Genomic DNA, 14,691 nt, shown 5'->3' with positions numbered 1-14,691 from the left:
ACACTGATGCTGCTGGACTCCGCGAGCCTCTACTACCGTGCCTACTTCGGCGTGCCCGACTCGGTCCGGTCCCCGCAGGGCGAGCCGGTCAACGCGGTGCGCGGGCTGCTCGACTTCATCGCCCGGCTGGTCGCCGACCACGCCCCCGGCCGACTCGTGGCCTGCATGGACGCCGACTGGCGCCCCCAGTGGCGGGTCGACCTCATCCCCAGCTACAAGACCCACCGGGTCGCCGAGGACCCGGCCCTGGCCGAGGCCGGCGAGGAGGAGACGCCGGACAGCCTCTCCCCGCAGATCCCCGTCATCACCGCCGTCCTCGACGCCCTCGGCATCGCCCGGGTCGGCGTGCCGGGCTACGAGGCGGACGACGTCATCGGCTCCTTCACCGCGCAGGCCACCGGCCCCGTCGACGTCGTCACCGGCGACCGGGACCTGTTCCAACTCGTCGACGACGCCCGCGGTGTGCGCGTGCTCTATCCGCTCAAGGGCGTCGGCACCCTCCAAATGACCGACGACGCCCTGCTGATGGAGAAGTACGCGGTGGCCGGCGCGCAGTACGCCGACCTCGCCGCCCTGCGCGGCGACCCGAGTGACGGCCTTCCAGGCGTCCCCGGCGTCGGCGAGAAGACGGCCGCCAAGCTGCTCGCCCAGTTCGGCGACCTCGCCGGCATCCAGGCCGCGGCCGTCGACCCGGCCGCCAAGCTCACCCCGACCCAGCGCAAGCGCATCATCGACGCCGGCCCCTACCTCGCCGTCGCCCCCAAGGTCGTCCGCGTCGCCACCGACATCCCCCTCCCGGGCGTCGACACGACCCTGCCCACCGAGCCGCTCGACCCCATGGCCCTCGAATCCCTCGCCTCCCGCTGGGGCCTCGGCAGCTCCCTCCAGCGCGTCGTCGACGCACTCGCCGCTCGAACGCTTCAGTCCTGACCGAGCTTGCCCTCCAGGCCGGGGCCGAGCTCCGGGGTCACGTCCCTCGCGGTCATCGTGTCGCCGCAGGCGTCGCACGCCAAGGTCACGTGCGCCTCGCCGGTGCAGTCCCGGTGGCGGTAGCGAACAGGCGGACCGTCAGGGGCCATGTAGGCGTCGCCCCAGTCCCTGATCGCCATGAGGATCGGGTAGACCGCGAGACCCTTGTCGGTGAGGCGGTACTCGTCGTAGGTGCTGTCCTCGGGGCGCTGCCGGACCAGGATCCCGTGCTCCACCAGCCGGTCGAGGCGGTCCTGAAGCCGGCTGCGGGAGATGCCCATGGCCGTACGGAACGCGTTGAACCGGCGGACGCCGCTGAAGCAGTGCTTGAGCAGGACCAGGGTCCACCGGTCACCGAGCACGACGAGGGGCCGGGTGATCGAGCACGGCTCGTCGGCCAAGTCCTCGTAGCGCATGGGCCGATGCTACCAAGTGGTTCCGATTCGAGACCGGATCCTCTAGGGTCGGGTCTCGAAACGAGACCATGTGGAGAAGACATGAGCCCCAGCTCCGCCGAGGCGTCCACAAGCCAGGCGTCCACAAGCGACGCGTTCACGACCGACGCGTTCACGACGCTGTCGCGCCTGCTCGACGACCGCTGGACCTGTCGCAAGTTCCTCCCCGACCCGGTCCCGCAGGAGCAGATCGAACGCCTGCTGACCATGGCCCAGCGCACACCGTCGTGGTGCAACACCCAGCCCTGGCAGGTGGTCGTCACGAGCGGCAGGGGCACGGAGCGGTTCCGCGAGGAGCTGGCCGAGCACGTCCGGTCCCAGCCGCCCGCAACGGACTTCGACTTCCCGGCCCAGTACGCCGGCGTCTACCGCGACCGCCGCCGCGAGTGCGGCTTCCAGCTCTACGACACGCTGGGGATCAGCAAGGACGACGCCGACGGACGCGTGCGGCAGATGCTGCGCAACTTCGAGCTCTTCGACGCGCCCCACGTCGCCGTCGTCACCACCGAGGCCGACCTCGGCGTCTACGGCGCGGTCGACTGCGGCCTGTATGTCAGCACCTTCCTGCTGGGCGCCCAGAGCCTCGGCCTGGCCGCCGCCCCGCAGGCCGCGCTCGCGTCCTACTCCCCTTTCGTGCGAGAGCACTTCGGGATCCCCGAGAACCGTCGCTTCGTGCTGGGCATCTCCTTCGGCTACGCCGACCCCGCCGCCCCCGTCAACGCCTTCCGGACCTCGCGCGCCGAGCTCGACGAGGTGGTCACCTGGAGTCTCAGCTAGGGCTGTGGGTGGAGTGCGTTGCGCCGAGCGGATGCCTCATGTGCCGGCTCCACATCCCGATTTCGGGCCCGGTGAGGGACCCCCGATGTTCGGGCCGGTCAGCGGTCGTGGGCGACCGGTGGCCGCTTGCCGGGCGCCGGTATTGGTGCGGCAGGCGCGGTGGTTCACCAGCTGATCGTGGCCGCCACCGGCAGGTGGTCGCTGCCGTCGGCCGGGAGGACGCGCGAGCTGTCCGGCTTCACGCCGCGGAACAGGACCTGGTCGATCCGCACCAGGGGGAAGCTCGCCGGCCAGGTGAAGCCGAAGCCGTCCCCGGCCGTGTCCTGGGCCGAGTGCAGCAGTGCGGTGACGGGGGCCAGCGCACGGTCGTCCGTGGTGCCGTTGAGGTCGCCGAGCAGCACCACGCGAGGGCTCGGATCGGCGGCGATCGCCTTGCCCAGGGTCTGCGCGTCCGTGTCCCGCGAGGCGATCCAGAAGCCGCCGCGCGGCATCAGCCGGACGGACCCCAAATGGGCCACGAACACCGTGAGCGGCCCGTGGGCCGTGGCCACGGTGGTGCGCAGGGCGCGGTTCGCGGCCAGCTTCTCGGCGGCCGGCTTGGTGGCCGCCAGCGGACCGTAGTCCACGATGTCGATCGGCCGGGTGTCCGACAGCGGCAGCTTGCTCCACAGCCCGACGGTGCCCTGCACCGTGTCGTAGGGGTACGCCTTGGCCAGGCCCTTCTCGTACAGCGGCGTCGCCTGCGGGGTCAGCTCCACCAGCGCCAGCACGCTCGCACCCGAGGCGGCCAGGGCGCGTGCGGTGGCGGCGGGGTCGGGGTTGCCCGCGTTGACGTTCTGCTCGGCCACGGTGAGGTCGCCGCCCGGGTGGGACCGGTCGCCGAGCAGCCCGCCGAAGAGGTTCAGCCACACCGTGACCGGCAGCAGCAGCGCGACCATCGCGACGGCGGAGCGACGCCACAGCGCCCCGGCCAGCAGCACCGGGACGAACAGGCCGAACCACGGCAGGAGCGTCTCCACCAGGCTGCCGAGATTGCCGGTCCACCCGTTCGGAATATGGGCGTGCAGCAGCATGAGCAGCCCGAGCAGCAGCGCCGACGCGGCGAGCATCCGGCCGCGCTTCCAGGGCCCGGGCCGGGAGGCGGCGCGCTTCGCCCGGTGGAGGCGCGCACGCCAGGCCCCGGCGCGGGTCTCCGGGCTGCTCGCCGTCGGCGCTGATGACACGATGCGGTTCATGCCGGCCATTCAAGGCGGCCGGGTGTTGTCGGCGCGTATGGGATTCCCGATACGCCGACGATATGCGGCGGCTCGTAGCATCGGGACCATGCGCGTGTTGATCGTCGAGGACGAGCTCTTTCTGGCGGAGGCCATCCGTGACGGGCTGCGTCTGGAGGCGATCGCCGCCGACATCGCCGGTGACGGCGACACCGCCCTGGAGCTGCTGAGCGTCAACGCGTACGACATCGCCGTGCTCGACCGCGACATCCCCGGACCGTCCGGTGACGATATCGCCCGGCGCGTCGTCGCCTCCGGCAGCGGCATGCCCATCCTGATGCTCACCGCGGCCGACCGTCTCGACGACAAGGCCTCCGGATTCGAGCTCGGCGCGGACGACTACCTGACCAAGCCCTTCGAGCTCCAGGAACTCGCCCTCCGGCTCAGGGCGCTCGACCGCAGGCGCGCCCACAGCCGACCGCCCGTCCGGGAGATCGCCGGCCTGCGTCTGGACCCGTTCCGCCGCGAGGTCTACCGGGACGGCCGCTATGTCGCGCTCACCCGGAAGCAGTTCGCCGTGCTCGAAGTCCTGGTCGCCGCCGAGGGCGGCGTCGTCAGCGCCGAGGAACTCCTGGAACGCGCGTGGGACGAGAACGCCAACCCCCTGACCAACGCCGTGCGGATCACCGTCTCGGCGCTGCGCAAGCGTCTCGGTGAGCCGTCGATCATCGCCACCGTGCCGGGCGTCGGCTACCGCGTCGACCGAGGCGGGCGGAACGGGAACGGCGAGCGTGGATAGACGGCGCGGGCCGAGCGTCCGGCTCAGACTCACCCTCAGCTACGCCGGGTTCCTGATGCTGGCCGGCGTCCTGCTGCTCGCTGCCGTGTGGCTGTTCCTGCTGCGCTACGTCCCCGTGCGGGCGCTCATCATCCCCGGCTCCACCGGGGGCACCACCAACGGCGTCTTCCCCGTCCGGTCCAACCTGCTGCACGTGTTCGCCCCGAGGGCGGCCGCGGTGCTGGCGTTCCTGCTGGTCTTCGGCCTGGTGGGAGGGTGGCTCCTGGCCGGCCGGATGCTCGCACCGCTGTCCCGTCTCACGGACGCCACCCGCCTCGCCTCGACCGGATCGCTCTCCCACCGCGTCCGGCTGCCGGGCCGGAAGGACGAGTTCCGCGAACTCGCCGACGCCTTCGACACGATGCTGGCGCGGCTCCAGGCGCACGTCTCCGAGCAGCGGAGATTCGCCGCCAATGCCTCGCACGAGCTGCGCACGCCACTGGCGATCTCGAAAGCCGTCCTCGACGTGGCCCGCGCCGATCCGGACCGAGACGTCGACGAGGTCTTCGACCGCCTCAGCGCCGTCAACACCAGGGCGATCGAGCTCACCGAGGCGCTGCTCCTGCTCAGCCGCGCCGAGCAGCGGTCCTTCGCCCGGGAGGACGTCGACTTGTCCCTCGTGGCGGAGGAGGCCGCCGAGACGCTACTGCCCCTCGCTGAGAAGCGCGGCGTCACCATCGAGACCCTCGGCGGCATCACCCCCACGACCGGATCGCACGCCCTGCTCCTCCAGCTGGTCACGAACCTCCTGCACAACGCGATCGTCCACAACCTGCCCGAGCAGGGCGTGGTGTGGGTGAGCACCGACGTCCGCCCGGACAGCGGTGCGGTGCTCACGGTCGAGAACACCGGCGGGCCGGTCGACCCGGAGCCGGCCACAACCCTCACCGAGCCTTTCCAGCGCGGCACCGGGCGCGCGCACGGCGACCACGCGGGCGTCGGCCTCGGTCTGGCGATCGTCCGGAGCATCACCCAGGCGCACGACGGAACGCTCACCCTCACCCCGCGCCCGGCCGGCGGGCTGCGCATCACGGTGGAACTGTCCGCGCCCGACCCGCACTCCGCCGACTGACGAGCCTGCCCCGCGCGGCAGGACCGGGCAGGCGGTCGGCGGCGGTGGCGGGGCTCAGCCGCCGAGCGCGTGGACCATCGCGACGATGGCGCGCATCTGCGGGGCGGACTTGACCGCGTAGTCGGAGCCGTCGTAGCCGAACCAGTCCCAGCAGCCCTGCGGGTTGACGGGCAGGAGGCTGGAGACCGCCTGTGGGTAGAGGATCACCAGGTTGTTCGTGTCGGCATAGGTGTCCAGGTTCCCGTGGTCGGCGAAGGCCGTGCCGAGCAGTTGCTGTGCGGAGATCCAGCCGTGCAGGGCGACGACCAGGCGGCACGGTGCACCGGAGGCGCACCCGGGCGGGACGTAGAGCTGGCCGGTGGTGTCCATGGAGAGGAAGGGCCCGTAGCCGCCCGGAACGTAGGCGTTCTGGTCGAAATGGAGGAGCGTCCCGCGCGGGGCGCCGGTGTCGGGCGGGTTCACCTGACCGAGCCAGGCGGTGAGCATCTCGCCCTCGGGGTCGTCACCGCAGTCGTTGAGGAACGGCGGCGAGGTCAGCGGGCAGGGGACGACACCGTCGGGCGTGGGCCAGGAGTGGCCGGCCGGGTCCCGGTCGTGGGTGGTCGTCACCGCGCCGAAGTGCTGGTAGAAGGCAACGCCGGCTGCGGAGACCAGCGGGTTGACGATCGGGTCCAGGGTGCCGTGGTAGGTGTAGACGGGCAGCCCGTCGAGGTTGCCGACCGGGTCGATCCGGCCCTGCGACGCCCAGGTCTGGGCCTGTCTCTCCAGGGTGCCGACGCCGAGCCCGAGGTCGCAGGTGGCGAACTCGATGACGTTCCCCTGGCCGCAGTCGTAGGGCCCGGCGGCGATCACGCCCACGCCGCGGAAGGTGCCCGAGTAGGCGACCTGGAGCTGCGTGGCCATGAAGCCGCCGGAGGAGACGCCGGTGACGTAGTCGGCGGTGATGTTCAGGTGCGGCAACGGCGGCGCCTCGGCCCGCGCGGGCGCGGCGAGGCCGAGCGCGGCCAGGGCCGCCGCCGCGAGGACGGCGGCGACCGAGCGCCCGCGCGAGACGGCCCGGCTGCGGTGGCGGAGCGAGGGGCGGGACGAGGGGCGGAGCGAACGGTGGAGCAGAGAGCGGAGCTTCCTTGGCACGCGGACTCCTTCGTCGCGGTTCCAGTGGACGCCTTCCAACCTTCCAACCAATCGATCGATTGGTTCTGCTGTTCGCCCGTTACCATCCGGCTTCCGCGCTACGGTGTCAACCGATCGATCGGTGGGAACGGAGACGACATGGACGCACCCGGTTGGGAGTACCGGCGCGTGGTCGCGGTCGCGGCCGTGCTGCCGGTCGGCGTCACGCCGCCGGGCACCAAGGGGCGCATCCTCCGGGCCGGCCTCGAACTCTTCGCCGAGGCGGGCTTCGCCGGCGCCTCGATTCGGCAGATCGCCGCCGTCGTCGGCATCAACTCGGCCACCCTGTACGCGCACTACCCCTCCAAGGAGCACGTGCTGGCCGAGCTGGTCCGGATCGGGCACCAGGAACTGCACGACCGGCTCACCGAGGCCGTCGCCGGGGCGGAGGGCCACGGCGCCGCCGCCGGCCTGACCGCACTGGTCCGGGCCCACGTGCTGCTGCACACCGACTTCCCCCTGCTGGCCGTCGTGACCAACAGCGAACTGCACGCGCTGTCGCCCGAACTCGCGGCACCCTCCCTGGAGTTGCGCGCCGGCTGCCGCCGGCTGCTGCTCGGCCTCCTCGAACGCGGGACGCGGGACGGCGAGTTCGCCGTCGAGGACCTGCCGCTGGCCGCCACCGCGATCAGCGCCCTCGGCGTGCAGGTCGCACACTGGTTCGGCCCCGACCAGAGCTACGGGCGTGAGCAGGTCGCCGACCAGTACGCGCGCTTCGCCCTGCGGATCGCCGAGGCCGACGCCGTCCCGGAACCACACCTGCCGGACCGTCCCCACCGAACCGACGAACGCACCCGACAAACCCGACGCACCGAACGCACCCGACGCACCGAACGCCCGGAGAGACGATGAAGCGGATCCTGTTCGACGCCGAGCACCAGGCCTACCGCGAGAGCGTGCGCGCCTTCCTGGACAAGGAGGTCGTGCCGCACTACGCCGAGTGGGACCGGGCCGGCATCGTTCCGCGCGAGCTGTTCGCGGGGCTCGGCCGCCTGGGCGCCTTCGGCATCGCGGTGCCGGAGCGGTTCGGCGGCGCGGGCATCGCCGACTTCCGCTACAACGTGGTGCTCCAGGAGGAGGCCGCGCGGCTCGGGGTCTCCCCCGCGATCCTCGGCCCGGCGCTGCACGCCGACGTCTGCCTGCCGTACTTCCTGGACCTCACCACCGAGGCGCAGCAGGAGCGTTGGCTGCCGGGCATCGCCTCCGGGGAGCTGGTCACCGCGGTCGCCATGACGGAGCCCGGCACCGGTTCGGACCTCGCGGGCATCCGCACCAGGGCGGTCCGCGACGGCGAGCACTACGTGATCGACGGCGCGAAGACCTTCATCACCAACGGCGTCAACGCCGACCTCGTGGTCGTCGCGGTCCGCACCGGCGAGCACCCGCACCGCGGCCTGAGCCTGGTGGTCGTCGAGCGCGACACCCCCGGCTTCGAGCGCGGCCGCAAGCTGGAGAAGGTCGGCCTGCACGCCCAGGACACCGCGGAGCTCGTCTTCACCGGCGCCCGCGTGCCGGTGGCCAACCTGATCGGCCTGGAGGGCGAGGGCTTCTTCGGCCTCACCCGCAACCTGCCGCAGGAGCGGATCTCCGTCGCCGTCTCCGGTCTGGCCCAGGCCGCCGCGGCGTTCGAGTGGACGGTCGCCTACGTCCGCGAGCGCAAGGCCTTCGGCAAGCCGATCGGCGCCCAGCAGGTGGTCAAGCACCGACTGGCCGAGATCGCCACCGAGATCGAGATCGCCCAGCACTACCTCGACCGCTGCGTCCTCGCCCTGAACGAGGGCGAGTTGACGGTCGTGGACGCCGCCAAGGCCAAGTGGTGGTGCACCGAGCTCCAGGGCCGGGTCGTCGACGCGTGCGTCCAACTCCACGGCGGCTACGGCTACATGCTCGAGTACCCGATCGCCCGCGCCTGGCAGGACAGCCGGGTCACCCGGATCTACGCCGGCACCACGGAGATCATGAAGGAGATCATCGGCCGCTCCCTCGACCTTGGCCAATGACCTGTCAGATGCCTTGAGTGCGTGCTAACTTCGCGCGCGATGCACCGCTGAGATCGCGGCGCCGGGCCGATCTGCCGGCGAGGGGGAGAGCCAGGGTGAGCGTCACCGCACAGCGCGCTGCGGAGGAGTTCCTCAACCGGACGATGTGGCAGCGAGAGGGGCGGCAACGGCCGGATCCGTTCGTCGCCCTGCTCGCCCCGCGCGGCTCCGGCAAGAGCGGCATGTTACGGATGCTCTCGCAGGAGTGCGGCGGGAGCGTCGTGCACAGCATCCTCGACTGCGCCGCCCTGCCGAAAGGCGACGACGTCATCCCGGTGGCGGCCAACCGGATCGCCTTCGACATGACCCGGGCCTGGCAGCACCTCAAGCAGCCGCCGAGCTTCCACCGCTTCCGACTCGCTTACCTTGCACGGGACTTACCCGCCCTGCCGGCGGACCGCACCCGGGCCCTGGCGGAGATGGGCACGCGGATCCAGGAGTACGCCGACAACACCCGGGCCGGCCGGGCCACCGCCCGCACCGCCCAGGCGGCCCAGCAGGGCCTGGACATCGCGGCGGACCTCACCTCGTCGACGCTGCCGGGCCTCGGCAGGTTCGTGCCGCCGGCCCGCGACACCGCGAAGGCCCTCACCCGGCTGCTCTCCCAGAAGGCGTCCCTGCTGGGCGTGCGCAAGGGGATCGGCTACCACGGCCGCACCCGCGCGGCGGAGTCCGCCGATCCGATCGACGCGCTGATCGCGCTCAGCCAGGCCCGGCCCAAGGACGCGGCGGCCGAGCTGATGGACGCGCTGCTCGCCGATCTGACAGCCAACGCCCACCGGGGCACGATCCCGGTCAGCTGCCGCTGCCACATACCGGCCGATCCGGCCGACCGGCACGGGCGGAGCCGCCACCACCACGCCTGGGTGCTGCTCGTCGACAACGCGCAGACCGAACCCGGCCGCGCCTTCCTCGCCGCGCTCACCGCCGCCCGGCAGCGTCGCGCCGCCTCCGCTTCCTCCTCTGCCTCCGCCGAGGCGGCCGCGTCGGAGGGCCACGGCCACGACCCGCTGCTGGTGGTCGCCGCCTTCAACCAGTGGCAGGACGAGTGGCGCCACCACTGGCTCGAGCCGTGGGCGACGGCCTCCCCGGGCGCGCACCGTGCCGTGATCCCGACCTTCTCCCACGTCAGCCGTGCCCATTGGGAATCCCCGAGCGCCAACGGCGCCGTGGACGAGAACGGCTACGGCCCGGGACCGGGCACCGGTGCCTGGCTGCCCGTGTGGCTCGACGGCGCGCACCGCGCCGGGCCCCCGGGAACCGGGACGTCGACGCGGTCCGGCAGCAGCGTCGACGAGGCCACGAACCTGCTGTGCGCGGGCCACCGGGGCGGCCAGGACGCCTTCGAGGACGCGCTGGACCAGGACTTGGAACGGCACGCCGCGCCGCGTTCGCGCCCCTTCGGCTCGCGCCCCCTCGGGGCCCTGATGCTGCGGAACACGGACCACGAGGGCGCCGTCGCGCCGCTGTGGCGGCACGGGCTGGCGCACCTGTCCGGCGAGATCGACGTCCCCGACCGGCACTGGGTCAACCTGCCGGACACGGTGGCCGCGGCGGCCTACCTGGCGGACCCGCGTGCCGCGGAGGACGCCCGGCTGCCCGCCGACGTCCCCGGCCTGAACGGCACCCTCCAGTCGCTGCGCAAGCACCTGTGGGTCAGCGCCGTCACGCCGTCGCCGACGGAGTCGCGCACACGCCAGGCCCGGCGCCCCGTCCTCCATCCGTGGCTGCGGGAGTGCCTGTTGACCGGCCTCGCCGCCGCCGACAGCCCCGCGGGCCTCAACCCGCCGGACCTCACGACCTGGCCGACCGCGCCGAACGACACCTGGCGGCGCGCGTTCCAGCGGCTGCGGCCCCAGGACGCGACCGGCGACAGAGTGCTCTTCCACGAGCTGGCACTGCATCAGTTCGACGCTGTGGCACGGATCATGGCTGCCACCTTCGACCAGGACCGGCACTCCGCCTGGGTCGAGCGGCTGTGGTACGTCACCTCGGCGCCCACCGCGCTACCGCTCCACGAGACGCTGCGGTCCTCCTACGAACGGCTGGTGGACCAGCCGCGCTGGCGCAGCGACGTCGAAGCGCCGACGGCGAAGCTGGTGCTGCTGCTCTGGCTTTACAACGACCCGCTCACCGAAGCCGACGCGTACTGGGACGAGCAGATCGCCCAGGCCTTCCGCGGGCTCGCCGGCCGGTCGACCCAGTCCGACGTCGACGCGCTGCTGCAGGCGGCCGCCAGGTTCTCGCACTAGCCCACCTGTCGAGCCCGACGAGCCCGTCGACGCCCGTCGCCCGCACGCGCGCCGTCGTACCTCCCGTCGTCCCACCCCACGGAGCCCCCCATGCCTCCCGTGCAGCCCCGCTTCCCGATCGTCTGGAAGCACCCCGTCCTGTCCTCGGCGGTCGCCCTGTTGGCCGTGGCCGCCCTGGTCCTCGCCGGGGTGCGGATCGCCGACGCCGTGGACTCCGCACCGATCGCCTGCGGCCGCGGCATGCAGGTGGTGACCTCACCGCTGTCCTGCGTCGGCGTCGACCTGGACGGCGGCCCGTTCGCGAAGCAGGAGCCCGCGCGGCTGCAGGCCCTGCGCGGCGAGGTGAACTCCGCCGACGCGAAGGTGACCGGCCCCTCGTACGTCACCGTGGTGCTGCTGCTCGACTTCTCGCCGGTGACCGGGGTCGACACCGTCACCTACGACAGCCTCTACCCCGTCGTCGAGGGTGCGCTCACCGCGATGTGGCGGGCGAACCACACGGCGGCCTTCGGCAGCCGCGGCCTCCCCGTCAAGCTGGTCCTGGGCAACATGGGCAGCCAGTACGGGTCCTGGCAGAACGCGGTGCAGCTGATCGCAGCCAACGCCAAGGCGCAGCACATCACCGCCGTCACCGGCCTCGGGCAGAGCACCGACGAGACCAGGGCGGCCGCCGCCTGGCTCTCCGACAACGCGCACCTGCCAGTCATCGGGGCGACGGTCACCGGCGACGACATGAACACCGAGCCGAAGGACATGGGCGGCGGCCCGACCCGCGACTTCTTCCGGGTCTCCACCACGAACTCCGAATCGGTGAAGGCGGCGGCCGCCTTCGTGGAGGGCATGCGCCCCGCTCCCGCCTCGATCGCGATCGTCGAGGACACCGCCTCGCAGGACGACTACATCTCGACCCTGGTGAAGGCCGCGGGCCTGGACCTTCCGGCCCCGGGGCGGACCATCGCGAAGCTGCCCTTCACCTCGCCGCCCACCACCGACCGGAACCTCTCCTCGGGGGTGAGCCGCCACGACTACCTGGTCCAGCAGTTCACGCTGATGCACGCCAACCTGTGCCAGGCCGCGCCGTCGCTCGTCTACTTCGCCGGCCGCGGGGACGACCTGGACGCCTTCGTGGAGACCTGGGTCCAGCAGGGGACATGCGGCCTGAAGGACCTGGCCGTCGTTTCCGGCGACGACGCCGCGACGGAGATCGGCGACCCGACGGTGGACCGGGCGATCGCCGCCCAGAAGATCTCCCTCTACTACACGGCGCTGTCGAGCCCGGACGAGTGGCAGCGGATCGGCTGCACCGCTGCCGCCGCGCAGAACTTCCAGCAGTTCCGGGCGGCCTTCACCGGACAGCCGGACGGCTGCACCCGTCAACCGCTCACCGCGGACGACCACGCGGCGCCACTCGCCTTCGACCCGAACGACCTCAGCAGCGGCCACGCCATGCTGACGCACGACGCCGTGGCCGCGGCGGTCTCCGCGGCGCGTGACGACGCGATGCTGTTGTCCGATCCGGAGTCACAGGTCGGCACGCTGGACCAGATGAACTGCTCCAACATGATTCCGGGCGCCAGCGGATGGATCGCCTTCGGACCCGGCGGCAATCCGCTCGACCGGCCGGTGCCGGTGGTCCGGGTCAACGGGGACGGCACCACGTCGACCGTGCAGCTCACCTGGCCGGGCGGCGTGCCGCTGCTGCAGAGCCCCGCTCGCGGGCAGAAGCAGGCTCCGGGCTGCGACCAGGAGTGAGCACCGGCCCCGGCGTTCGGCGCCTCGGCCGATCCGGACCCGCGCGGGCGGTGCACCGTCCCCGCCCGCGCGGAGCCGCGCTCAGGCGCCGGGCTCACGCCCAGGAGCCGTGCTCAGGAGTCGCGCCCGGGAGCCGAGCTCAGGAGAGGCCGAGGCGCTGCAGGGCCGTGGTCCAGTCCGTGGCGATCGCGTTCTGGGCGGCGGAGAGCTTGACGGTGCCCTTGCAGACGGCGTTCTTGAGCTTGGTCTCCACGCCGTCCTTGCTGTAGGAGGTGTCGCTCGTGCCGCCGGTGGCGTAGTGCGGCTGCGGCCAGAGGTTGTTCGGGTCGCGGGGGGCGCCGCCGAGCTCGAGGGGGATGAAGTGGTCCTCCTCGTAGTCGGCCATGTTGGTGTCGCTGTAGCCGTACTCGGCGATCTGCGTCTTCTTCAGCGCGTTGGTGTAGGACGTCGACGGCCGGATGGTGGCCGTCCAGCCGGAGACGCAGATGGTGGAGCCGATGGTGGCCTGCGTGACGTCCGGGTTGGTCGCGCCGGGCGTGCAGCTCGGGTCCGGCAGCGGCAGGTACGCCTGGGAGCAGGCGGCCGCGGCGTGGGCGGTGGCACCGGTACCGAAGACGAGCCCGCCCGCGGTGAGGGCGAGTGCGGCGGAGGATATGAGCAGACGACGGACGGCGACGACGGGCATGGACGACTCCGGTTCTCGTTGGGGTGCGTACATGACACCACCGCCCGGTGGGGACGAGAAGGGACCCCGGCAGAACTCCTGATGTCGAGTCAGTAACCGTCCAGTCAACGCGCGGAGACTCCGGGCGGGACCTGACCGCCCCCACCCTGACCACGGTGCGCCGCGCCCCGCCGACGGAGCCCTGGCCGGGAGCGACGCGACGGCAGTCCGCCCGTCCGCCGATCGCCCGCGATCGCGCGGGCCGCCCGCGAGCCGCGCGTGGGCCGGTCGTGGAATCGTGGACGGCATGACGCCTTCACGGTCGGCCGAGTCACAGGAACCGCAGAACCCGAAGCCCGCCGAGGGGGCGGACTTGTCTATTGGTCGTGCATCCAATAGCGTGCGGGGCATGTCGCCGAGCGCTCCACCCAAGCGGGTCCGCAAGAGCCCCGAGGCGCGCCGGGCCGAGATCGTGGGCCGGGCCGCCACGATCGCGCTGACCGAGGGCCTGGAGTGCATCACCATGCGGCGGGTCGCCGAGGACCTCGCCGTACGGCCAGGGCTGATCAGCCACTACTTTCCGGTGGCGGAGGAACTGGTGGCCGAGGCCTTCGGGACCGCGGCCACGGACGAACTGGAGGAACTGATCCCAGCCGAGCGGTCGGCCGGCGCCGCCCTGGACCTGCTCGCACGGTTCTTCGCGCGCTCCACGGGCCCGCGCTACGACGACATGAGCCGGCTCTGGCTCAACGCCCGCCACCTGAGCCGGTTCCGGCCGGTGCTCGCCGAGCGCGTCGCCGTCCAGGAGGCCGCCTGGCGCGACCGGCTTACCGGCCTGCTGCGCGAGGGCACCGCCGAGGGCGTCTTCGACCCCGAAGACCCCGCGGTAGCGGCCATCCTGATCCTGGTCGTCCTCGACGGCCTCGGCGTCCACGCGAACACCGACCGCAGCAACCGTCCCGCCGCCGTGACGAACATGGCCGTCACCACCGCGGAACGCGAGCTCGGCCTGGCGGGCGGCAGCCTGCTCAGCCTGGTGGAGGGAGTCGCCACCCCGGCGCCCACCGTGTAGGGCGGGGAGCCGAGGGCCCACCCAGGCCTCCGGCCGGACGGCGACCCGGCGCCCGCACACGCCCGGGGGCCGCCCCCGCCCCGACTGCCTCGGGCGGGGAGATCAGCGGGCTTCCTCCCCTGCCGTCGGCCGGGCGGTGCCCTCGACCTCCGGACCTCCGGACAACCCGGGCCCGTGCCGGCTCGGGGAGGAGCGGGACACCGGGCCGCTGAGGCGGGTTCACGAGACGGCCCGCCTGCGCCGCGCCCACCGCACGGCCGCACCGACCGCGCGCCCCGCGAGGCCCGGACCAACCGGCTCGGACCAGCACGGACGGCCCCGAACCGACCGATGCGAACAGACCCGGGCCAGACGGACCAGGCGGACCAAGCCGCCTGCCCCGCGCCCGCCGCACGGCCACACCGACCGCGCGCC

13 protein-coding genes are annotated in these 14,691 nt (G+C 72.6%); 9 read left to right on the top strand and 4 right to left on the bottom strand.

The genetic code is table 11. The features are described from left to right. The first annotated feature begins 6 nt into the window (after nt 1-6). Nucleotides 7-930 (top strand): 5'-3' exonuclease, encoded by a 924-nt coding sequence (locus TR49_RS17390; RefSeq protein ID WP_042382858.1) that lies wholly within the window; start codon nt 7-9, stop codon nt 928-930. Here TR49_RS17390 and TR49_RS17385 read toward each other — a convergent pair. After that, on the bottom strand, nt 921-1,385 hold the full coding sequence (locus TR49_RS17385) for a winged helix-turn-helix transcriptional regulator (RefSeq protein WP_042382732.1): 465 nt from the start codon (nt 1,383-1,385) through the stop codon (nt 921-923). The genes TR49_RS17390 and TR49_RS17385 overlap by 10 nt on opposite strands. 81 nt (nt 1,386-1,466) lie before the next feature. Here TR49_RS17385 and TR49_RS17380 point away from each other — a divergent pair, with 81 nt between their 5' ends. Continuing rightward, the gene (locus tag TR49_RS17380; protein ID WP_084724970.1) at nt 1,467-2,201 is read left to right on the top strand and encodes a nitroreductase; all 735 of its coding nucleotides are present in this window, start codon (nt 1,467-1,469) and stop codon (nt 2,199-2,201) included. Between the two features lie 164 nt (nt 2,202-2,365). On the opposite strand, the gene TR49_RS17375 is transcribed toward TR49_RS17380, so the two are convergent. Next, nucleotides 2,366-3,310 carry an endonuclease/exonuclease/phosphatase family protein gene (locus TR49_RS17375; RefSeq protein ID WP_042382856.1) on the bottom strand — a complete coding sequence of 315 codons (945 nt, stop codon included), beginning with the start codon at nt 3,308-3,310 and terminating at the stop codon, nt 2,366-2,368. 214 nt (nt 3,311-3,524) lie between these two features. Here TR49_RS17375 and vanR-Sc point away from each other — a divergent pair, with 214 nt between their 5' ends. Together vanR-Sc and TR49_RS17365 are read left to right on the top strand one after the other, a co-directional pair. Further along, nucleotides 3,525-4,214 (top strand): VanSc-type vancomycin resistance response regulator transcription factor VanR, encoded by a 690-nt coding sequence (gene vanR-Sc / locus TR49_RS17370; RefSeq protein WP_042382730.1) that lies wholly within the window; start codon nt 3,525-3,527, stop codon nt 4,212-4,214. Next, entirely contained in the window at nt 4,207-5,325 is a 1,119-nt protein-coding gene (locus TR49_RS17365) for a sensor histidine kinase (RefSeq protein ID WP_042382729.1), read from the top strand. The genes vanR-Sc and TR49_RS17365 overlap by 8 nt, the downstream gene beginning before the upstream one ends. Before the next feature lie 54 nt (nt 5,326-5,379). Here TR49_RS17365 and TR49_RS17360 read toward each other — a convergent pair whose 3' ends face one another. Next, entirely contained in the window at nt 5,380-6,459 is a 1,080-nt protein-coding gene (locus tag TR49_RS17360) for an extracellular catalytic domain type 2 short-chain-length polyhydroxyalkanoate depolymerase (RefSeq protein WP_052434377.1), read from the bottom strand. A 138-nt stretch (nt 6,460-6,597) separates the two neighbouring features. Here TR49_RS17360 and TR49_RS17355 point away from each other — a divergent pair, with 138 nt between their 5' ends. The 4 genes from TR49_RS17355 (at nt 6,598) to TR49_RS17340 (ending at nt 12,541) form a co-directional block, all read left to right on the top strand. Then, nucleotides 6,598-7,350: a TetR/AcrR family transcriptional regulator gene (locus tag TR49_RS17355; RefSeq protein WP_063770111.1), complete on the top strand. Its 753-nt coding sequence runs from the start codon at nt 6,598-6,600 to the stop codon at nt 7,348-7,350. After that, on the top strand, nt 7,347-8,498 hold the full coding sequence (locus TR49_RS17350; RefSeq protein WP_042382726.1) for an acyl-CoA dehydrogenase family protein: 1,152 nt from the start codon (nt 7,347-7,349) through the stop codon (nt 8,496-8,498). Before TR49_RS17355 ends, TR49_RS17350 begins: the two co-directional genes overlap by 4 nt. Nucleotides 8,499-8,593: 95 nt before the next feature. Next, the gene (locus tag TR49_RS43900) at nt 8,594-10,789 is read left to right on the top strand and encodes a hypothetical protein (protein WP_042382724.1); all 2,196 of its coding nucleotides are present in this window, start codon (nt 8,594-8,596) and stop codon (nt 10,787-10,789) included. Nucleotides 10,790-10,879: 90 nt separating this feature from the next. Then, nucleotides 10,880-12,541, top strand: coding sequence for a type 1 periplasmic-binding domain-containing protein (locus TR49_RS17340; protein ID WP_042382722.1), 1,662 nt, complete (start codon nt 10,880-10,882; stop codon nt 12,539-12,541). A 139-nt stretch (nt 12,542-12,680) separates the two neighbouring features. Here the strand turns inward: TR49_RS17340 and TR49_RS17335 are convergent, their stop codons facing one another. Next, a complete protein-coding gene (locus tag TR49_RS17335) occupies nt 12,681-13,226 on the bottom strand; it encodes a hypothetical protein (protein WP_042382720.1) in 546 nt (181 codons plus the stop codon). A 388-nt stretch (nt 13,227-13,614) separates the two neighbouring features. On the opposite strand from TR49_RS17335, the gene TR49_RS17330 reads away from it, so the two are divergent. Then, nucleotides 13,615-14,277 carry a TetR/AcrR family transcriptional regulator gene (locus TR49_RS17330; protein ID WP_042382719.1) on the top strand — a complete coding sequence of 221 codons (663 nt, stop codon included), beginning with the start codon at nt 13,615-13,617 and terminating at the stop codon, nt 14,275-14,277. The last annotated feature ends 414 nt before the right edge of the window (nt 14,278-14,691 follow it).

The sequence above is a fragment of the Streptacidiphilus melanogenes genome, assembly GCF_000787835.1.
GTDB classification, from domain to species: Bacteria; Actinomycetota; Actinomycetes; order Streptomycetales; family Streptomycetaceae; genus Streptacidiphilus; species Streptacidiphilus melanogenes.
The sequence above is the reverse complement of the archived record's forward strand: the minus strand, read 5'-3'. Positions and strand labels throughout refer to the sequence as shown.